Source organism: Pseudanabaena minima str. Chao 2107, from assembly GCF_051131155.1.
In the GTDB taxonomy this organism is placed as follows: Bacteria; Cyanobacteriota; Cyanobacteriia; order Pseudanabaenales; family Pseudanabaenaceae; genus Pseudanabaena; species Pseudanabaena minima.
In genome coordinates this window covers 1,232,413-1,253,513 of record NZ_CP159508.1, presented here as the reverse complement: position 1 = coordinate 1,253,513, position 21,101 = coordinate 1,232,413, and the positions used below count along the sequence as shown (strand labels likewise).

Here is a 21,101-nt window from a genome sequence, read left to right as displayed (position 1 = left end):
TGTTATAATCATTACTACAACATGAGTGAGTTCTGACACTAATGTCAATAACCTTAGAAGAAAGAGTTGCAATCCTAGAAGCTGAAATCAACTTGATTAAAAACAAGGTGGAAAGTCCAACTAGCATGGTAAAACCTTGGTGGGAGCAAATCACAGGAACATTTGCCGATAGCCCAGACTACGACAAAGCCATGCAACTAGGCAAAAAATACCGTGAGTCACTGCGTAAGGCATCAACAAAGTCCCGCAAAAAATAGATCTTTGACTTTTTGCGAAGTGGCGATCTCAATTTTGGGTATTGAGAGAGGCGATCACTGTTTAATATTAATGAAGTGATGAAGTTTTGTTCTTAATGTTATGCTTGACGTAACACATAAAACTTGCCTATGCCTCAAAAGTACAAAGACAAACGCACAGCCAAATTTGCTGCTGGCGAACGAGTCAAAGAATTTCAGGCTTTTGAAAGACAAGCATACAAACGTCTAGAAATCCTAGAAGCTGCGCCTAACAAAGAATCCTTAATGGCTTTACCAAGCAACCGTTTTGAGGCATTAGGCGGAGATAGGAAAGGACAGTACAGTATCCGCATAAATGACAAATGGCGTATTTGCTTTGAGTGGAAAGAAACAGAAAATCATCCATTTAGTATCGAAATTGTTGATTATCACTAAAGGAGAAAAAAACTATGGCAAGACCCGCAATTCACGCTGGCGAAATCTTAGCTGATGAACTAGAAGAACTGGGAATTAGTGCATCAGAACTGGCGCGATCGCTTCATATCCCCACAAATCGCATTACGCAAATCCTCAAAGGGCAAAGAGGCATTACTGCTGACACTGCATTGCGTCTAGGGCGATGGTTTGGCACTGGAGCAGAACTATGGCTTAATTTACAAAAAGCTTATGAGTTACGCCTAGCTGAGGAGTTATCTGGAGAAGAAATTCAAAAAATGATTCAACCTCGTTCAGATATAAATAATCAGCAGTTAATTCAAGTGTAGATCGATGATTTTGGGAGATGAGAGTGGCGATCGCTGTTTGATTTTGATGAAGTGGCGATCGCGATATTACAGACGAACTCAAACCAGACAGCATTCTACTTTGCTCTATAATCAAACTTAAGTTAATAATTTTGATATGACACCTAATCTCTTCTCAAACCTCAACCGCCGCAAATTTATAGGACTTTCTACCCTGTTTTTGCTTGGAGCCTGTGGATCGCAAACGACTCAATCCACAACCTCCTCAGGTAAAACCAAAATCGTCTTTTGGACAATGCAGTTAAAACCGCAGTTTGACAAATACATGACGGATTTAATTGCAGGATTTGTGAAAGTGAATCCAACAGCCGAAGTGGAATGGGTGGATATTCCTTGGGGAGAGATGGAAACTAAAATTTTGAGTTCGGTCGCAGCAAAAACTGCCCCTGATGTCGTAAATCTAAATCCGCAATTTGCATCGAAACTAGCCGAGAAAAAAGCGCTAGTGGATATGGGTAAGGCGATATCTGAAGCTGATAAAGCTAGCTACTTCCCGAATATTTGGAAAGCCAATCAATTAGATAATGTCACCTTTGGATTACCTTGGTATGTAGCCACTGATATTACTATTTACAATCGTTCTCTATTTGAAAAAGCTGGATTAGATCCTGCAAAACCACCACAGACATTTGAGGAACTTACTAAGGTTTCTGAACAGATTAAAGCAAAAACTGGTAAGTATGCTTTCATGCTGACAATGGATGGTGGTCAGGTTTTAGAAGCGATGGTACAGATGGGCATGAAGTTGCTTGATTCAAATGGCAAAGCTGCTTTTAATGATCCTGCTGGCAAAGCTGCCTTTGACTATTGGGTAAACCTCTTTGAGAAGCAACTAATTCCTCGTGAAATCTTAACCGAAGGACATCGCAAAGCCGTAGAACTCTATCAAGCAGGTGAATTGGCGATTTTATTAACTGGCCCCCAATTTTTGCAAGCTGTTGCTCAGAATGCTCCTGAGACTGCTAAAACAACCGATATTGGCTCACAAATTACTGGCTCAACTGGTAAAAAGAGTGCGGCTGTAATGAATGTCGCTGTACCAACAACATCCACCAATCAAGAACTAGCCGTCAAATTCGCACTCTACTTAACTAATGCTGAAAACCAGCTTGCTTTTACTAAAGTAGAGAATCTCTTACCTTCCACAATTAAGAGCTCTAGCGATCGCTATTTCACTGAAGCCTCTAAAGATGCATCTATTCTTGATCGTGCCAGAGTGATCAGCGCCTCACAACTTTCACAATCTGAAGTCTTAATTCCTCCTGCCAAAGACATTGAGAAGCTTCGTAAGATTATTTATGAAGAGTTACAACTAGCGATGCTCAAGGAGAAATCTAGCGATAAAGCGATCGCATCTGCTGCCGAACGTTGGAACTCTCTTTAAGAACTAGGCATAAGTAAACTAAAAACCTAGAGAACTGTCCCGCCCGCACAGCGGGCGGGACAGTTCTCTAGGTTTTAATTATGGTGAGCTACTTAATAGTCTGGTTGTTAATTTTCTTAGTTGATTTTGAGGATTTTATGACAACTGCGCTAGATTAGCAGCAGTTCTGAAAGTGGGGTATTACCCGTGAAGAAATTAATTAATATTCAGGATATTTGTCAAGGCTTTGGCAAGAAGTTTTGGCGGCGATCACTGGTTTCAGGTGCAGCGATCGCTATGCTAGGTGCTATTACATTACCTGTAATTAGTGGTAATGGATCGGCGATCGCTCAACAAATTTCACAGCAAAATACAACTCAAAATACAAACCAAAATAAATCGCAATCTGTGCAAATGATGCAGGTAGGCGATCTTAACTTTCCATTGTGGGTCTGGATAATTGGCGGCGTTGTGGTCGTATTTGTCTTTTTGCCACAGGTGGGTTGGATTTTAGGATTGATTGTGATTGGCGAACGTGAAGTTGGGATCGTGGTTAAGAAGTTTTCATTTCGGGGTGATTTACCAGCAGGACAACTTGTTGCTCTCAATGGTGAAGCAGGATATCAAGCCGATACCCTTGCGCCAGGTTGGTATTTTGGCTATTATCCTTGGCAATATGGAATTCGCAAAGAGCCTGTGGTAGTAATTCCCCAAGGTGAAATTGGGTTAATTATTGCCAATGATGGTAAATCAATTCCACCTGATCGCATTCTTGGCAAAACTGTCCCCTGTGACAACTTCCAAAATGCGAGAGAATTTCTGTTAGCTGGTGGAGAAAAGGGAAGACAGATCGGCATCCTAACCGCAGGAACCTATCGGATTAACACTGCTTTATTTACAATTGTTACTTCTGCAAATGCTGCTCAAAATGGCATGTCACCTGCGGAGTTAAGGCTCTGTTCAGTTGCTACAGAAAAGGTTGGCATTGTCACTACTCTAGATGGTATTCCCATTGAAACAGGGGCGATCGCAGGAGCGATTATTCCTGAACATGATAACTTCCAAAATGCTCAGTTATTCATCAATGGTGGCGGTCGTCGTGGTTTACAAGAGCAGATAATTCTATCAGGTTCATGGAATCTCAATCCTTGGTTTGTGCAAGTGGAACAGGTAAAAATGACCGATATTCCCATTGGTTATGTGGGTGTGGTAATTTCCTTCGTGGGTGGTTCTCAAGATGATGTGAGTGGAGCTTTATTTACCCACGGTCATTTAGTAAATGTGGGTGATAAAGGGGTCTGGATTGAGCCACTTTACCCCGGGAAACATCCATTGAACACACATATTATGAAAGTAGAACTAGTTCCCACGACAAATATTGTTCTGAATTTTAGTTCTCGTGTTGAGCAACATGGATATGACTCTAAACTAAGTGCTTTGAATGTACGTTCTAATGACGGTTTTGCATTTAATTTAGAAGTTGCTCAAATCATTCATGTTGGAGCGCTAGATGCGCCAAGGGTTATTTCGCGAGTCGGTTCGATGCAAAATCTAGTTGATCATGTGTTGCGTCCGACAGTCGGTAATTATTTCCGTAATTCTGCTCAAGCCTATACAGTATTGGACTTTTTGATTGCCCGTAGCGATCGCCAAGCGGAAGCATCTGATTTTATTCGGAATGCATTGCATTCCTACGATGTGCAAGCGGTTGATACATTGCTGGGTGAAATCGAACCACCTGAGACGCTCATGCAAACACTCACCGATCGCAAAATTGCTGAGGAACAACGCAAAACCTATGAAGTACAGCGAATTTCTCAAACCCAACGCCAAGAGCTTGTGCGAGAAACCTCCCTTGCGGATATCCAGAGAGAAATCGTCACGGCTGAGCAAGGTGTCCGTATTGCTGAACTTCAAGCCAAAGCTAAAGTCAAAGAGGCAAGCGGAGAAGCTGAGGCGATCCGCGTCACTGGTGAAGCGAAAGCCGATGCCTATCGTGCTGGGGTCGATGCCCTTGGTGGTAACTCCTATGTAGCGTTGCAACTAATGCAAACGATCGGCGATCGCAATGTGCGGGTTGTGCCAGATGTGGCTGTCAATGGTAGCGATCGCGGTGGTGGGTTGCTTGATGGTGTATTAGGAATGTTGCTCTGGAATCAAAATAAAGAATCAAAGGAAGCAAAATCTGATAGCCTCACTAGATTGCCATAAGGATATAGATTTTTGGTGGCGCGGCAAAGCTGTGTCACTATAGCTTTAGCAACGCAAGAGAAAAAGATGAGTGGCGGTGCTTCGCGCCGCCACTTATGTTCTAGGCAAAACTTACATTGCTATATAGCCAATAAATAAACAGCAATGGCTCTAGTTTTTAAAGCTTTATCCAAAAAAGAAAAGCGCAATCGCGCATTTCTTTTTTATGATGGTACGTATGCCTAGATTTCAAAGCCGACTTTTTAATTGGATTGATAGCTCGTTACCTGCCCAACTTGGGCGCAGTGTAAGGCGATCGCTCGATCAAAAAATTCGTCAGCTTGCAGGACTACCGCTCCAAGAGTTACCTCGCTTGTTAGCTTATCAAGTAGCTAAGGCAGCCCTATATCCTGTGTACCTGATTGCATCTACAGCAAAACGTATTTTTCCAGCGCTTGAGCGTAGTAAGGCAGAGCCTAAAGAAAAACTGCGATCGCAGCCAGATGCTGTAGGGCTTTTATCTGAATTTGATAACCTAGAAGTTAGTCCAGAAATTGATCAATCTTTGAATCAATTTCTGGAGCCAAAGATTGATCTTCCCAAGCCAGAAGTTCCTCTACTTTTGCGTCCATTAGCTAAGTTTTTCGATTGGCTAGATCGCACCAAAACTCAGCTAGATCGAAATATTGCCGCGATCGTTAAGCGTCAAACAGATTACCTCGCAACTTCTGATAACCCAGAACTAGAACCCAAACTGAATGCCAATCGCATCTTTGCCGAAATCTGGCAACAACAGATCGCCCAAGCCGAACGGAACACTTTAAAAGAAAATAATGGACTCGCTGAAAATGTATCGCTAGGCAAAAATAGAAGACTAGAGCAATTACGTCGTTTAATTGAAGCGGCGATCGCTTACTTTTTTGGCAATCAATCACCTTCTCCAGAACCCAGCCTAGCTAATAATGAAGAAAGATCAGAAATATTTGGCACAGAATCACCTGATGCTAAAGCATTGCCAGACAGTCCCAAGTTAAGGCGGCGACGAGTCACCTCCGCAAATGCAAAAACACTTAAAAAGAATGCTCCTCTAGCCGAAAGTAACAAACTAGATCGTCTGCGCGATCTGATTGCCGCCGCAATTGATTATTTCATTGGCAAGCGATCGCTAGATGGTGATCAAGATAAGGTGGGCAGCATTAATGGAACTCAGCCCGACTTGCTAGCGGAGCGATTAATTAATCAGCTTCAATCTAGAACTAGTAGTTATCCCAATCGTGGCTCTAAACAAGAGCTTAATCAAGATTCCGAATTTTCTGATGCACTCAAAGTTGACTATCAACTAGACCGTTTACAAAGATTAATTGCAGAAGCGATCGCCTATTTCTTTGGTAAACAGCGATCGCCAACTCTCGAAGAAACTTCAGACATTACTCCCAGCGACAAAGCATGGCTAACTATGGAGGATGTATTTGGTGATGACAATGGTCCTTGGCCGATGCCTTTGGAATATGAATCCATTGCTTTTAGTAAATCTCCAGATCGAATTACTATTCATTCTTCTGGTGAGTTAGAAAATTTTGAAACCACAACTACACAAATTTCTCAAGATCAACTTGATGGGAGTTTAGTTTTTGAAGAAGAACTATTGATCTATCAACAGCAAAGTTTTGAGACCGACAGCGATCGCCCTCTACGAGCTTGGATTGAAAACAAGGCAAATATTGGGGGGCGTTCCAATAATCCTCTAATTAGGTTTCTGCTTTGGCTTGATGAGATCGTTCTCAAGATCGAAGATTTGCTCATAAAGTTTTGGAAAGGGTTAATGCGTTTTCCCAAGCGCTTGATTAATTTCATGCGTTTTGGCAAGAAGCGTTAAATTACAGCGCTTTACATATATTCCACATTTATGTATTGGATGTAGGGGTAGTGCCCCTGTGCCTACCCTGTAGGGATCTGGGCAACCACGGGGGGATTGCCCCTACCAATAACATTAGGAAGATGTGAAAAGCGCTGTAATTTACTCAAATCTATGGGTTTGCACATAAATTTTGCCAATGCTTCCAGATGATGACCATTGCCATCGTATCAAGGCGACAATATTGATAGAGCAACTCTTTCCACTGTGATCGCACTGCTTGATTGTCAATTCCCTGATCGCGATTTTCGCCATACATCAGGTCTTGATAGGCAAGCATTGCGCCAGCACCCTCATTCACTACTTGAATGCGATCGCCTATTTGCAATTGTGGCAAAACATCATAGGGGCTGAGGATTTCACCATCAACTTCTCGATAGTATTCCTGAAAATAGGGGATTTTATGTAAATACGGATTAGTTTTCCAGACCGCAGGTAAAACACATTTCAGGGAAGTGCGTCCTTTCATTAATGGATGGAAATAGTGCTTAAGAGTAAGCGCATTCATATCGACTAGGTGAGATTTACCCTTATTGCCTAACTTGGCTGTATTCGCTAGCCATGTTTGTAGTTGGGGATTGTGATAGTCATAGGCTTGCATTTGATAGTAGATGTCGCGCAACACGCTATTCTCATGGGTTGCCCATGTCAAGATTGTGCCGCGATCGCCTAAGCATTCCATCAACGATTCGGCAAATTGAAAATTTGGAAAAGTATTTTCCAGATCCAGCCATTCCGTTTGGATGGGATCTGCCTCTGGCTCGACGATTGTGTGACAACTCCACTGAAAGGCTACCTGCTCATAGGGACGCATCCCTGCACGATAGGGGATCGCCATGCGTGAAGTTTCAAAATCAATAAAATGAATAGGGTATTGCACCTGCTGCACAATTTGGGGAAGATGCTCAGAAATCCATTCTTTGTTTTTTTGAGTATATTCAATCTGGATGAGTTGACGATAGCTATAGGTATAGTCATTGAGTTCTTCTAAGGGAACATCAAACATACTTACTTTCTTTTGTCGAATCATTTCATTGACCAAAGGAGTCTCATGACCGCCAATTCGTCCCATTTGATAGAGTTCGAGGACATGGTTTTCCACATCAGCCAGATCGCCCCAACATTCTCTAAAGCCATCACGGGGATCGCGATCGCTAGCGCGGTATTCACAGCCCTTACAGCTTTTGCTAATCGGCGCAAATATTTCAGACGATCGCTCTAGCAAATAGCCTAAATATTTCTGTGCGGAAGTAATTGTCGGTTCGATGAGTTCTGTAACTTCAGTTTCAATACTTACTTTAGTGAGAAATTGATCTTTTTCTAATTCCTGAATATCCCCTGTAAAGTCAACCTTAATTCCATTAAATTTGGAAAAAGAATTACGATGAGTTGATAGACGCTGAATTTGGAAATAGGAAGCAAGATGATCAATGGCTGTAGTTTTGGCGCGATCAGTCACCAGTAAGTAAGGGGCTATCTCCACTATACGGTCAGGTAAATGCTCAGCTAGCATCTCTTGCAAAATCCCAACTTGGTAAGCCACGTCCTCAATGATATATCTCCACTCACCGCCAACATGCCCAGTACGTTTATTGCGAAAGAGAGAAAGATTGCGGTATTTAACTAGGTTCTCGTGAGCATTACTATCAAATCCTTTAGATCTGATTTCAATAATCTCAATGCGATCGCCTTGTTTGACAAGAATATCAGCACGGGCTAGCTTATGGGATGCATAAAGAACTGGCTCAAAGAGAGTCACATTCTCCTGTTGTAAATAAGCGATCGTTTCTTGGGCAGCATTGGCGATGCTTTCATCAGAGTTAAGATTTGCCGAGATGTAGATGCCTTCAGGATAGAGAAGGTGAGCAATCTTACTAATGATGAAATTCCCATCGGCTAATATTCTGGTATACGCATCAACGCGATCGATGGTGGGATAGCCCAACTTCTTGTAATAAAGCTTGGTTGTGCAACTGCGGGCAGTCTTGAGATCGGATTTCGTCAGATAAATAGGATGGGACATACTGCCTAAAGAACTTCGCTGTATCAATCTAGCATGAACGAACGAACCACAAAAGATTTTTTGAAAGCATTACATTGCAGCACTTTCAAAAAATCTTTGAGTTAGCATTTGCTCACAAAGCGATATAGAACAGCGATCGCTCTATCCAAAAATTTCCGCAGGATCAGCAGATTGGACTTTGCGTAATGATATCGCACCAGAAATCACACACATCACCATCGTTAAGATCATCACAGGAATTGCTTTATCCCAGATGTATAGAGGTAATAGCGTGGCATTTTTAGTGAGATTGTACAGCCCAAAGGAAATTCCTAATCCAGGAATAAAGCCCAAAATTGATAGAACAAAAGCTTCTTGAATCACCACTTGGGCTAAATACAAGTTGCCATAGCCCATAGCCTTGAGTGTCGCATATTCCGCAAGGTGATCGGAAACATCTGTATAGAGAATCTGATAAACGATCACAATTCCAACAATGAATCCCATCACGGTTCCAAGACTAAAGATAAAGCCGATCGCGGTACTTTTTTGCCAATATTCTTTCTCAAAGTCAATATAGCCTTCCATGGTCAAGATCCGCGTATCATCGACCGCTGCATCGTGAGTTTTTTTCAGGTCTTCCACCGTGAGATCGGTCTTATAGACAAACACCTTATCTTTATTCTCTTCGCGAATCATTTTTCCATTTGCATCAATACTTTCTTTATACAAAACCTGAACTCTTTTACCGTCGGGTTGCAATTTTTCACGTGGCAAAATTACATGGTCGCTGGGTTGGCTCATGATAAAGTTTCGCATTGCTTCGTAGGGAGATGCATCAGGTTTTAGATTAATCAAGCCGACATTAATTAATCCTGAACGGCGATTATCAAAAATGCGGAGGAAGTTAGTATCGCTAGTAATCACCGCACCATCAGCAGCAAAGGATGCACCTAGCTCAAATAAACCTCCAATTGTCAGTTTGCGATTGGCAACTTCGCGAGTGACGAGATTGTTACAGGCAAAAGCATCATCGGTGAACTTCGCTTTGAGCGATAAAGTGCCACATTCACCCACAATTGGACCGAACTCAGCACGGGAAGCCCGATCAAAGAGAACCACATCTTGAGTTTTGATATGATCAATATTTGCATCTGCGCCCGCCATTTTAAAAACCTTGGCATCAGGATTTGCGCCTAATACTAAGATGTTACGAGTCTGTCCCGCAGGGTCTTCTTGGATTTTCCAAGCACCAAGTCCGATATAAACTGGGTTAACTGAAGCAACTTCCTTCATTCCCAATGCTTGATAAAGGCGACGTTGTGAGAAGTTCCGCATTCCCACGAGGTTAGTGGATTGAGGACTAATAATTACTAAGTCACCCACCAAATTACTTTGCAAGCGAATCGCACTAGTAAATAGAGCGTCACGGAATCCTAATTGCAAAAACATTAAGACCACTGCGAAGGTAATCCCTGCGATCGCTACCAGCAGTCGGCTTTTTTCGTAGGTAAGTTGTAGCCAAGCAAGAGGTACAGCAAAAATCATAAAATTTATCTAGCGTTAAAAAAAATAGATTTAATTAAGAGCGCTTTGCGCTCCTATTAAACTTCTACCTTGACTCTGACTTGCAAATTGGTAAGCCCTGAAACCTTGGTGCTGTCATCTAACTTAATTTTGACTTCGATAATCCGTACATCGGTTTTTGCCGCAGGATCTGTTCCCAAGACATCATTTTTGGCAATCCGCAACCCAATGCGATCGACTTTACCTGTAATTGCACCTTCAAAGGCTTCACTCTCTATAGTTGCTTTCTGTCCAACCTTGATTTTGCCGATATCAGTTTCATAGATTTCTGCAACCACATACATTTGACTAGTATTGCCGAGGTCAACTACTCCATCTGTCTGACTGACAACTTCACCAGTTTTAGAATTGATTTTGAGAACTTGCCCATCAATCGGGGCGCGAACTTGGGCTAGATCAAGATCAACTTCAGCTTTCTTGACATTAACCATCGCCGTTTGTAGTTGTGCTTCCGCAAACTGAATATCAGTAGGACGGACTTCCCTTACACTACTTAGCAATCCTTGTGATTGTCGCAATTGGAATTGTGCTTGCTGAATTTGCTGTTGAGCTTGCAGGAATTGACCTTGCAAAGTCTCAACCTTGAGGCGATAGGTATCGAGAACAGTTTGAGAAATTGCGCCTTCTTTGTAAACTTCTAGAAAGCGATTGTAGTCTCGACCAGCAATTTCCAATTCAGATTTAATTCTAGCCGCATTGGCTTCTAGGGATTTAATATTGGCGGCTGCGGACATGACATTACCTTCTTGGGCGACAATGTCTCCACTTTTAGCACCTGCGCGAACTCTGGCCAGATTGCGATCGCTTTCTTGGGCTTGACTTTGAGCTTGAAGTAAGGCGGCGACTGAGCGATCATAACTATCAAGAATGGCGATCACTTGTCCCTGCTTGACCATATCGCCTTCTTTGACCATTAATTTGACAATGCGGGATGTCCCTAGCGCTGAAGGTGAGGCAACTTTGACAACTTCTCCCTGTGGCTCTAAGCGACCCAATGCACTGATTGCTTTTGGTTGTTCTTTGTTACCGTTGCCAGTAGTATTAGTTGCTGGAGATGCTGTTGGTGAAGGGTTGCTGCTAAAACGTCCGATCACAAACCAAATACTTACTCCCAGTGCGGCTATTGCCAAAGCGATCGCAGGGATTAATAATTTATTGGAACTTTTAGGTGCTAGCGCCTTCTTCATATTAATAGTTTGATTTTTGGCTGAAGTACTTTGTGTATCTCCAGATATATTACTGACTTCCGTAGATGTTTCTACCTGTTTATCCGCCTGTTCATCTACCTGCATATGCTCTTTGCCTCTATATACTTCAGACCAGAATTAAAAACTAGCCAATAGTGTACCAACCTATAGCAGTTTGTCTATGAATACGACATCCTACGCTCAGGCTAAATTACACCAAAACACAAAATGGCATAGCCATTTTGTGTTTGGTATTACTGCCAGTCTAAAAATAGACATTAAAAAACGCCAAGGATTAGCAGTGCGAAGCGTTGCACCGCTAATCCTTGGGGATGGCTTAGGTTAAATTAATAGTCTCCATAATTTCGCGAAAACTAGCTAGCCCTGCTTCGATGTTCTCGATAATTTCATTAGCCAGAATGTCAGGATCAGGGAGATTATCGAGATCGGCGAGGCTTTTGTCCTTGAGCCAGAAAATATCGAGGTTGGTTTTGTCTCGCGCCATGATTTCGTCGTAGCTAAATTTGCGCCAGCGTCCTTCGGGGGTTGCTTCTGACCATGTTTCAGTGCGGTGGTAGCGATCGCCTGATTTGTAGCAATCGATAAAAGGCTGGAGATCTTCAAGTTTGAGGGGATTTTTCTTGAGGGTATGTTGGACATTGGTGCGGTAGTCATAAATCCAGACTTCCTTTGTCCAAGGCTCTTTGGCGGCGGGTTTGTTGTCAAAAAAGAGGACATTTGCCTTGACTCCTTGGGCATAAAAGATGCCTGTAGGTAGTCGCAAAATCGTATGTAAGTCGGTGGTTTTCATTAGCTCTTTGCGGACGGTTTCGCCTGCGCCACCTTCAAAGAGAACGTTGTCGGGGAGGACGACGGCGGCTTGTCCATTGACTTTGAGCAGGGTGCGGATATGCTGCAAAAAGTTGAGTTGTTTGTTGGAAGTGGTTGCCCAAAAGTCTTGGCGGTTATAGCTAAGGTCTTGGCGTTCCTGTTCCCCTTCTTGATTGGTGATGGTGATACTGCTTTTTTTGCCGAAGGGGGGATTGGCGAGGACATAATCAACGCGAATACCTTCATCGGAAATAAGTGCATCGTTGGTGGAGATAAAACTATCGCCATCGATTTCGCCGATGTTATGCAGAAACATATTCATCAGGCAGAGGCGGCGGGTACTGGCGACGATTTCATTGCCTGAGAAGGTGCGATTTTTGAGAAAGATTTTCTGGTCTTTGTCGAGGCGATGGTGTTTGATGATGTGGTCATAGGCGGCGAGAAAGAATCCTCCCGTACCACAAGCGGGATCGTGAATGGTTTTGCTGGGTTGCGGATTGACGCAGGCGACCATTGCTTTGATTAAGGCTCTGGGAGTGAAGTATTGTCCTGCACCACTTTTGGTGTCTTCGGCATTTTTCTCTAGTAGTCCTTCGTAAATGTTGCCTTTGACATCGGTTCCCACCATTGTCCATTGCTCTTTGGCGATCATGTCGATGATTTTGAGCAGTTTCGATGGGTCTTGGATTTTGTTTTGCGATTTGGTGAAGATTTGCCCTAATGTGCCTTTTTCGGTGGCAAGCGATCGCAACATTTGGTTGTAATAATTTTCGAGTTCTGCACCACGTTTGTTGCTGGTGAGGGTTGCCCAGTCGCACTTTTCCCCGTTGGCGATTTCGTTGCCTTCTGCGTCTTTGATGTGGGGAAATTTGATGATTTTGCTGTAGGGCGGTTTGGACATTTCGTCTGCCATTTTGAGAAATAGCAGGTATGTAATTTGTTCGAGGTAGTCGCCATAGCTCACACCGTCGTCACGCAGGACGTTGGCGAAGTTCCAAACTTTAGAGATTAGGCTTGATTCATTACTCATTGATGTTATTAATTTGGTTTTTAAGATTTTGTAGTAAGTGTAGTAGTTCTGGAATTTCTACGGTAATGATGTCCCAAACAATATTGTTATCTATACCTAAATATCCGTGAATGATACGGTTTCGGGTTGCGATAATTTGTCGCCAAGGAATATCTAAATTTTCTGCACGTATTTCTGGTGGTATGTGTGTGGCGGCTTCCCCAATTAGTTCAAGGTTCCTTAGAGTTGCATCATAGTTTAATTCATTTTCAAGAAAGCTTTTTTGATCGTATCCTTCGGTGTAGCGTAGTACTTTTTGAGCGAATGTAATCATATCATTAACATAAAAGTGCCAATCACGTTCTGATGAATTAGACATATATAGTTTCTTTCTCAATATAGGGACGTAATTCAGGTCTTAATGCATTTTCTGTAATTAAATCTATGGGATGTTGTAGGAGATCTTCTAGATAAAATAGAACACCAAAATAACGTTTTGATGTTGCTGGGCTATCAAAATCTATAAGAATGTCTATGTCGCTATTTGGATTAGCTGTGTCTCTAGCAGTTGAGCCAAATAGTGCAATTTTAGTAACTCCATATTTTTCTTTTAACAAAGGTTTACTAATAGTTAAAAGATGAAGGGCTTGTTGCTTTCTCATAGGTTAATTGACTCCTGCAAGACTTGTTCGCGTATTCTAGCTTTGAGTCCTTCTGTGGTAACTACATCAACTTTAGTGTTTAAAAAATTTTCTAAATCGCGAATTAACCCAACAGGAAACCAAGGTGTGATTTTTTCTATGTCATAGTCAATTAATAGGTCAATATCACTTTTTGAATCGGCTTCACCACGAGCGACTGAGCCAAAAACTCGTACATTAAACGCTCCATGTTTGGCAGCGATCACTAAGATATTTTCTCTGTTTGCTTGGAGTTGCTGTAGTTGCATATTTAAGTTTACTGGATCAAAAAATGGATTATGGCGATCGCTACGTTTTATTTCTTCAATTTCAATCGGATTTGATTGCTGAATAATAGCTAGTTGATCGAGTAATTCTCTGATAGTAGGAATTTTTTTAGTCATTTTTATCCGTTTAATATACTGATAATCAGATGCTTTACGGTGTCTGATTCAGAGGTTTTACTGGATGCGATAAATAGGGTAAGTGTGGCTAGGGCTTCATTATCGATAATTGGTTTATTGCCTTTGAGTAAGATGTTATTGCGTTGGAGAAAGTATAGGAAACATGCCGCACCGATGCGTTTATTGCCATCAATAAATGAGTGGTTTTTGACAATAAAATAAAGTAAGTTTGCGGCTTTTTCTTCGAGGGTGGGGTAGAGGTCTTCACCACCGAAGCTTTGTTTAATTTGATTGATGGAGCTATGGAAGCTGTCGTCTTTGGGTTTGGCGAAGATGTCTGATTCAAAGTCTGAATACATTTCTGTGATCAGTTCGATATATTCTTCGTAATCAGGATAGATGGTGTCTGTGGTGGTGTTGCCTTTTTGGTCGAGTTTTTCGTGATCGTAGTTGTCGAGTAGTTCGAGTCCTTTGGCAAAGGTTTTCAGTATTTCGTATTCTAATTCGTTTGAGTTGTCAGTTTTTGCTTCTATGGCACGGCTCAAAATTTTGATGCCATCTTTGAGGTGTTGAATTTCTTGATTTTTTTGTTCTAGTCGTTTTTGGTTGATGGCATAGCCTTGGACTAGGTAATCTTTGAGGCGTTGGGTTGCCCATTGGCGAAATTGCGTGCCTTGTTTGGAGTTAACTCTATAACCGACAGAAATTATTGCGTCTAGGTTAAAGTACTCAACTTGATAGATTTTGCCGTCTGCGGCAGTTGTTGCATTTTTTGCAACTACTGATTCTTTTAGTAGTTCACCTTCTTTGAATATGTTTTTTAAGTGTCTGGAAATTACAGATTTGTCTCTGCCAAAGAGTTCTGTAATCTGGTTTAAACTAAGCCAAAATGTGTCGTTTTCGTAGGTGACTTCGACCTGAACTTGATTGTCGTGACTTTGGTATATTTCTATTTTGCTATTCATTTACTTTTCTTGTTTTTAACTCTTTCTAATAGTTTAGCAGCAGGTTCCCAGTCGGGTTGTTGGCGACAGGTTTGGAGTTCGTCTTGGCTGAGGAGTTTGCCTTCAAAGGCTTTTTTGAGGATGCTTTGTCGCAATGCTTGGGCTTTTTCTAGGCTTTGATCGATGCTTTCGTTAAGTTTGTCGCAAACAGATAGACGGGTTTCAATTTCTTGGACAATTTGGATTTGTTCTTCAATTGAAGGCAAGTTTATAGGAAGTTCACTAATAATTGTTTTGTTTAAATTCATCATTGTTGTGCCAGTAGCTTTACCTGTCAGCAACTCTTTTATAATTGGACTCCTCAAATAATAGTAAAGAAAGATAGGATATACCTTTTGTTTAATTGGTCTTAAATAAAGACTGCCTGTACCACAAAACCATCCTTCTTCTTTTTTTGTTATAAGTCCACATCGTCCCATTTCTCCTCTTCTTCCCATAATTACATCATCTTTCAAGAGAATATAATTAGGAAGACTGTCTCTCTTTTGTATAGTTATTGAATATGATGAGCTTGGATATATTTGACCATCCTGTATGTGCATCGGATTAATTAAGGGTATTCCTCCTTCGACATAGTCTTCTTTATGAAGTTGAGATCCAAAAGGACCGATTTGAATTTTATTTGTAATTTCTGATAAGTTGAAACATACAGAATTTAGACTTTCTTCAAATGCTTGTTTTAGGATGGCTTGGCGATAGATTTCTAGTTTGGATTTGGCGGCTTTGAGATTGGCTATGCCGTTGTCTAGTTCGCTGAATAGTTGCTCGATTTTTGCTGCGATCGCCCTTTGTTCAGGCAGTGGTGCAAGAGGGATAGTAATTTTTTTTAAAGTATTTAAATAGATTCCTTTTTGCGCTGTACCTTTTGATTGCTCTTTAAAAAATGATTGAATTGATGGTGATCTTAAAGCAAAAGAGATATATTTTGAATTTAGCCCATCTAATTTTATTAGTGCAACACTTCTTTGCAAAGTAAATTTTTTAATATTGTGAGGGACTACTGCACTTCGTCCAATTGTTCCAACAATAGTTAATAAAATATCTTCAGGCTCAACATTGGCTCGTTTACATTCTGATTCAAACTCAACAGGATCTATTAACCGATAATTATCAAAAACAATTTCGTCATCAAGAATATTAGTAGCGCTTAACATTGGTAAGCCAACATCTTGTTTTTTAGGTGGATTATGAGAGCCATCTGTAATTTTTGAAGCAACATCCCCCAATTCAACCTCAATCCAATCTTCTCTCATCATCAATAACCTGATTTATCGCCCAAAATTCCCGACAATTGCCTAAAGATTATAGATTATCAACACCTTAGAGACAAAAGATTAAACATTTAAGCGCAAAACCTGTGAACGCACAGATCCCCGACTTTTTGGGTGACAAGCAAAAGAAACCTGCGATCGCAAAGAAAAAGTCGGGGATCTCAATCTCTGCATTATCGCCACAATCTCTATACAACATTCACCCCAAACCCAACCCCGCAGCAATAGGCGATCGGTTTACAGCGCAAAGGGTTGAGCATTTGCAAATCAAGATTGTTGTGAGGTGTTTAGAGATATTCGCGCAAATGCTCAACCCCTACAACTTTTAAAACAAACTACGGAAGGTATAAAATTTGGGATTTCCATTCTGTTTGTTCAGTAACATCAACAATCAATAACAAATCATCGATCGCCTGCCTTAACACAACTAAGCCTCACGATTATCTTGTCTAGCCAATAAACGCGATCGTAATCCTAAATTGCTAATTGTGATTTTACAGGAAGTAACTAAGCCGCCAGCGCCTCATTTAACTCCTCGATAATCTCACCCATGCGATCGCCAAAAAGCTGATACATCTTACCGACACCACCCTCCGCATCAAAAGGCGTATATTCCAAATCATCCACATCAATATGAAAACTTGACATGATATGTTCATTCATCATCCGTAACCAGCGCATCTGCTCCTCCGTAAACTTCAACGCGCCCGCCTGCTTACCAAATACCCAATTCTGGAAATTGCGATCAATCGTCTTGTCATAGGGAGTCAGCGCACTATCAATTCCCGTCACCCGTCGAATCAGCGCAACTAGAGCCACCAACTCATTTTTGGGACTATCAACCCGCACATTTTCTAATTGCTTGTACGCATCCCAAACATAGGTCGGCGCTAACATCGGACGATCAGCTTTTAACTTCTCTAACAAATCCTGCACCATCCGATAGGTTAGCTCCCGTCGGCGATAGGGCTGATCGTAAAAGAGACTCAAAGCCACGATTTCATCGCGATTTGCGGCAATGTAATCCGTAAAGTCTTGAATCATCGCGCTTGCCTTATCGACCGAAAAAGCATCAAACTCTGATTTTAAAATCTTGTCCTGATTGATCGTATCGATAATCTGCTCATGCACCTTCCGCACATTCTCAAGGTAAGTATTTAACTCACCATTAAAATTTGCTGAGGCAAGATCCGCTAACTCTGATTGAGCTTGTCTAAGCGCCGATTCTTCTAAGGCAGGAGTGCGATCGCCTAAAGCCATCTTGTTCACCAAAGCCTCCGATCTTTCAGCGATCGCATCAGGATCGTAAGCAGTCAAAAGATCCTTGACCACAGTATGAATACTCTTACCGCCCGTAAGCTCCGTAAATTTCACCTGCTCAGGTTCCGTCAGTTGTTTATCTAATCGCATCAACCGATTAGCCAAGGTCAAGAATAAATCCTCATCCTGCGCTCCCATCGTCACGGCTCCCAATAAATCCTTAAGCGGAACACTGGGCTTGCGCTCTAGCGGACGACTATCGGTTTTCTTAGACTTCATCGCGCCGACCGCATCGACAATCACAAAATGGGTTTTCGTAAATTTCGCCGTGCTAGTCACCCTTTGCAAATCATCAAAGGCGATCGTTCTTGTGCCGCGCCCCTTCATCTGCTCGAAGTAATTGATACTCTTGACATCACGCATAAATAGCAACACTTCCAAGGGCTTCACATCGGTTCCCGTAGCGATCATGTCCACGGTTACAGCGATGCGTGGATGGAAATCATTGCGGAAGCGATTTAGCACCGATTTGGGATCTTCCTTACTCTGATAAGTTACCTTTTTACAAAACTCATTCCCCTCGCCAAACTCCTCCCGCACGATCGCAATAATGTCCTCAGCATGGCTATCCGTCTTTGCAAAAATCAATGTTTTCGGTACTTCATACTCACCATTAGGCATGACGCGATCGCGAAAAATCTCCTCCTTCAGCGCCCGTTTGAACTCGCGAATAATTTCGCGAATTTGATTAGGATTCACCACATCACGATCTAACTTATTCGCCTTATATTCAACATCCTCATCTAACTGTTCCCAGCGCTTTTTCCGAGACAGCTTTTCGCGCTTGTCGATATATTCCTTCGCTTTCAGTTTCGCACCATTCTTCGTGATTTCCGTCTCAATCGTATAGACGTTGTACGGCACATTCACCCCATCCGCGATCGACTCCTCATAGGTATACTCACTGACCACATTCTGATTAAAAAAGCCAAAGGTGCGCTTGTCGGGCGTAGCCGTCAGCCCAATCAAAAACGCATCATAATATTCCAAAACCTGCTTCCAAATGTTATAAATCGAGCGATGGCACTCATCAATGATGATGAAATCGAACTGCTCGATCGCATTTTTAAAGGAATAGCTCACGGGCAAAGGTTCTTTTTTCTGCCAACTCCAAGCCGACTCATTGGGGTTTTCCTGCTCCGCCGACTCATCTAATTCTTTCCCTTGCAAAATCGAATAGAGTCGCTGAATCGTGGAAATACACACCTGACTATCGGAAGCAATATAGCTAGAACTCAGCCGTTGTACATTATAAAGCTCCGTAAATTTGCGATTGTCATCCGTCGGCTGGTATTTGAGAAACTCCTGTTCCGCCTGTTCTCCCAAATTCTTGGTATCCACTAAGAATAAAACTCGCTTTGCCTTAGCAAACTTCAACAATCGATACACAAAGGTACAAGCCGTAAAAGTCTTTCCTGCCCCTGTCGCCATTTGAATCAGCGCTTTGGGACGATTGGCTCTAAATGATGCCTCCAAATTAGCGATCGCCTTAATCTGGGCAGGTCGCAAACCATCGGCTTTTAACTCAGGAATTTTATTCAGCCTAGCCCGTAAAGTTTCCGATTCCGACATCCATTCTGCTAAGGTTTCAGGACGATGGAAATGGAATACGGCTCTAGCTCTCGGCTTCGGATCGCGATAGTCCGTAAATCTAGTTAATGCGCCTGTGCTTTCGTACACAAAGGGTAAAGGATCATTTTTGAGATATTTCAGCTTACTTACGGCGTAATATTTCGACTGCTCCTCATGGGCGCTCAGTTTCTCCCCCTCCTCTTCGCGCTTGGCTTCGATAATGCCTACAGGTTTCTTATCGACAAACAAAACATAGTCCGCAATCCCCGCATCGGTCTGATATTCCCGAACCGCCACACCTCTACTAGCTGCCAGATTAATCTTATTTTTTGATTGCACCACCCATCCCGCCGCAATCAACATCCCATCGATTTGATCTCTCGCGATTTGTTCTGGATTTTGGTTTACCATCACATTTTTAGGCAAATAATACCTAAATTATAGCTAAACAAAAAAGGTGGCGTGAAACGCCACCTTTTAGAATTTATGTTGTGTATTCAGCGTTAATCTTGACGTAATCGTAGCTGAGGTCACAGCCCCAAGCTGTGCCATCACCATCACCATCACCGACACCAACATTGATGATTACAGTGTCATTTTTGAGATAGTCGCTAGCAGCGTTGCGATCGTATTCCTGTGGCGTGCCGTCCTTCATCATCACAAAATCGCCCAGTTGAATATTTAACACATCTTGATCAAAATCCACTCCCGATCGCCCTGCGGCGGCAGCAATTCTACCCCAGTTAGGATCGTTACCAAAGACGGCAGATTTGACAAGGGATGAACCGACGATGGTTTTGGCAATTTGCCGAGCGGCGACGGTACTAGATGCACCAGTGACATTCACCTCGATCATGCAGGTTGCCCCTTCACCATCACGGGCGATCGCCTTAGCCAAGCTCATACAGACTTCTTGCAACATCGCCTGTACCTGTTGCGCTGCTTCAGAATTTTCATTATCGATAATTACGCCCGACTGACCATTGCTTAGCGCCAATACCATGTCATTGGTGCTGGTGTCGCCATCCACGGTAACTTGGTTAAAGCTGGCATCAATGGAGCTAGATAACATCTTTTGCCATAGCTTTGTCTCCACGCCAGCATCACAAGTCACAAAACCCAGCATCGTCGCCATGTTGGGATGGATCATTCCCGAACCTTTACAGATGCCACCAATTCTCACGGGCTTGCCATCAATTACGGTTTCTAGGGCTATACTTTTCGGCACAGTGTCCGTGGTCATGATCGATCGCGAGGCATCTTCACCACCATCGGGCGAAATCAGTGGGGCAATTTTGGCAATACCTGCGCGCATTTTGTCCATTAGCAATTGCTTGCCGATCACACCAGTGGAAGCAACTAAAACCCCGTCACCAGTATTTAAAGCTTTCTGCACTAGTTCGGCACATTCCACCGCATTTTGCCAACCTTCTGCACCTGTACTAGCATTGGCTTGTCCCGCATTACAGAGGATGGCGCTGACATGACCACCCTTTGCCAATACTTCACGATTGAAGTCTACACAAGCAGCTCTGACACAAGACTTGGTAAATACGCCTGCGGCGATCGCAGGTACATCTGATGCAATTAAAGTCAAGTCGGGTGCGCCCGATGGTTTTAGCCCTGCCGTAATCCCTGCGGCTTTATAGCCCTTTGCTGCGGTCACACCGCCTGCTATTACTTGCCAATTTGCCATGATTTGATTGATTTCCTCAGTTACTATGCAT

The 21,101-nt window shown here is 42.5% G+C and carries 19 protein-coding genes; 8 read left to right on the top strand and 11 right to left on the bottom strand.

Annotated features, from left to right (window positions below; all coding sequences use genetic code 11):
- Nucleotides 1-41 precede the first annotated feature (41 nt).
- The 6 genes from ABM313_RS05400 (at nt 42) to ABM313_RS05375 (ending at nt 6,468) form a co-directional block, all read left to right on the top strand.
- Complete coding sequence (locus tag ABM313_RS05400; protein WP_434686665.1) at nt 42-257, top strand: hypothetical protein; 216 nt, start codon at nt 42-44, stop codon at nt 255-257.
- A gap of 129 nt (nt 258-386) precedes the next feature.
- A complete protein-coding gene (locus tag ABM313_RS05395; protein WP_434686663.1) occupies nt 387-671 on the top strand; it encodes a type II toxin-antitoxin system RelE/ParE family toxin in 285 nt (94 codons plus the stop codon).
- A 14-nt stretch (nt 672-685) separates the two neighbouring features.
- Complete coding sequence (locus tag ABM313_RS05390) at nt 686-1,000, top strand: HigA family addiction module antitoxin (RefSeq protein WP_434686662.1); 315 nt, start codon at nt 686-688, stop codon at nt 998-1,000.
- A 136-nt stretch (nt 1,001-1,136) separates the two neighbouring features.
- Nucleotides 1,137-2,423 carry an ABC transporter substrate-binding protein gene (locus ABM313_RS05385; RefSeq protein WP_434686660.1) on the top strand — a complete coding sequence of 429 codons (1,287 nt, stop codon included), beginning with the start codon at nt 1,137-1,139 and terminating at the stop codon, nt 2,421-2,423.
- A gap of 276 nt (nt 2,424-2,699) precedes the next feature.
- Nucleotides 2,700-4,613: an SPFH domain-containing protein gene (locus tag ABM313_RS05380; protein ID WP_434688372.1), complete on the top strand. Its 1,914-nt coding sequence runs from the start codon at nt 2,700-2,702 to the stop codon at nt 4,611-4,613.
- 217 nt (nt 4,614-4,830) lie between these two features.
- Nucleotides 4,831-6,468 carry a hypothetical protein gene (locus tag ABM313_RS05375; protein ID WP_434686658.1) on the top strand — a complete coding sequence of 546 codons (1,638 nt, stop codon included), beginning with the start codon at nt 4,831-4,833 and terminating at the stop codon, nt 6,466-6,468.
- Nucleotides 6,469-6,619: 151 nt separating this feature from the next.
- On the opposite strand, the gene ABM313_RS05370 is transcribed toward ABM313_RS05375, so the two are convergent.
- The 3 genes from ABM313_RS05370 to ABM313_RS05360 all read right to left on the bottom strand — a co-directional run bounded on the left by ABM313_RS05370 (nt 6,620) and on the right by ABM313_RS05360 (nt 11,388).
- Complete coding sequence (locus tag ABM313_RS05370; protein ID WP_434686656.1) at nt 6,620-8,530, bottom strand: DUF2779 domain-containing protein; 1,911 nt, start codon at nt 8,528-8,530, stop codon at nt 6,620-6,622.
- Between the two features lie 141 nt (nt 8,531-8,671).
- Nucleotides 8,672-10,057 (bottom strand): FtsX-like permease family protein, encoded by a 1,386-nt coding sequence (locus ABM313_RS05365; RefSeq protein ID WP_434686655.1) that lies wholly within the window; start codon nt 10,055-10,057, stop codon nt 8,672-8,674.
- Nucleotides 10,058-10,113: 56 nt separating this feature from the next.
- The gene (locus ABM313_RS05360; RefSeq protein ID WP_434686653.1) at nt 10,114-11,388 is read right to left on the bottom strand and encodes an ABC exporter membrane fusion protein; all 1,275 of its coding nucleotides are present in this window, start codon (nt 11,386-11,388) and stop codon (nt 10,114-10,116) included.
- A gap of 76 nt (nt 11,389-11,464) precedes the next feature.
- On the opposite strand from ABM313_RS05360, the gene ABM313_RS05355 reads away from it, so the two are divergent.
- The gene (locus tag ABM313_RS05355) at nt 11,465-11,629 is read left to right on the top strand and encodes a hypothetical protein (protein WP_434686652.1); all 165 of its coding nucleotides are present in this window, start codon (nt 11,465-11,467) and stop codon (nt 11,627-11,629) included.
- Here the strand turns inward: ABM313_RS05355 and ABM313_RS05350 are convergent.
- The 6 genes from ABM313_RS05350 to ABM313_RS05325 all read right to left on the bottom strand — a co-directional run bounded on the left by ABM313_RS05350 (nt 11,621) and on the right by ABM313_RS05325 (nt 16,467).
- Nucleotides 11,621-13,144, bottom strand: a complete 1,524-nt coding sequence (locus ABM313_RS05350; protein WP_434686650.1) for a type I restriction-modification system subunit M — start codon at nt 13,142-13,144, stop codon at nt 11,621-11,623. The genes ABM313_RS05355 and ABM313_RS05350 overlap by 9 nt on opposite strands.
- A complete protein-coding gene (locus ABM313_RS05345) occupies nt 13,137-13,502 on the bottom strand; it encodes a HepT-like ribonuclease domain-containing protein (protein ID WP_434686649.1) in 366 nt (121 codons plus the stop codon). The genes ABM313_RS05350 and ABM313_RS05345 overlap by 8 nt, the downstream gene beginning before the upstream one ends.
- On the bottom strand, nt 13,495-13,785 hold the full coding sequence (locus tag ABM313_RS05340; RefSeq protein ID WP_434686647.1) for a nucleotidyltransferase family protein: 291 nt from the start codon (nt 13,783-13,785) through the stop codon (nt 13,495-13,497). The genes ABM313_RS05345 and ABM313_RS05340 overlap by 8 nt, the downstream gene beginning before the upstream one ends.
- Nucleotides 13,782-14,072: a nucleotidyltransferase family protein gene (locus tag ABM313_RS05335; RefSeq protein ID WP_434688370.1), complete on the bottom strand. Its 291-nt coding sequence runs from the start codon at nt 14,070-14,072 to the stop codon at nt 13,782-13,784. Before ABM313_RS05335 ends, ABM313_RS05340 begins: the two co-directional genes overlap by 4 nt.
- Before the next feature lie 137 nt (nt 14,073-14,209).
- The gene (rhuM, locus tag ABM313_RS05330; RefSeq protein ID WP_434686646.1) at nt 14,210-15,172 is read right to left on the bottom strand and encodes a RhuM family protein; all 963 of its coding nucleotides are present in this window, start codon (nt 15,170-15,172) and stop codon (nt 14,210-14,212) included.
- A complete protein-coding gene (locus ABM313_RS05325; protein ID WP_434686645.1) occupies nt 15,169-16,467 on the bottom strand; it encodes a restriction endonuclease subunit S in 1,299 nt (432 codons plus the stop codon). The genes rhuM and ABM313_RS05325 overlap by 4 nt, the downstream gene beginning before the upstream one ends.
- 101 nt (nt 16,468-16,568) lie before the next feature.
- Between ABM313_RS05325 and ABM313_RS05320 the strand changes: the two genes are divergently transcribed.
- The gene (locus ABM313_RS05320) at nt 16,569-16,811 is read left to right on the top strand and encodes a hypothetical protein (RefSeq protein ID WP_434686644.1); all 243 of its coding nucleotides are present in this window, start codon (nt 16,569-16,571) and stop codon (nt 16,809-16,811) included.
- 178 nt (nt 16,812-16,989) lie between these two features.
- On the opposite strand, the gene ABM313_RS05315 is transcribed toward ABM313_RS05320, so the two are convergent.
- Entirely contained in the window at nt 16,990-19,785 is a 2,796-nt protein-coding gene (locus ABM313_RS05315) for a DEAD/DEAH box helicase family protein (RefSeq protein ID WP_434686642.1), read from the bottom strand.
- 73 nt (nt 19,786-19,858) lie between these two features.
- Nucleotides 19,859-21,070 (bottom strand): bifunctional ornithine acetyltransferase/N-acetylglutamate synthase, encoded by a 1,212-nt coding sequence (gene argJ / locus ABM313_RS05310; protein WP_434686640.1) that lies wholly within the window; start codon nt 21,068-21,070, stop codon nt 19,859-19,861.
- Nucleotides 21,071-21,101: the final 31 nt, after the last annotated feature.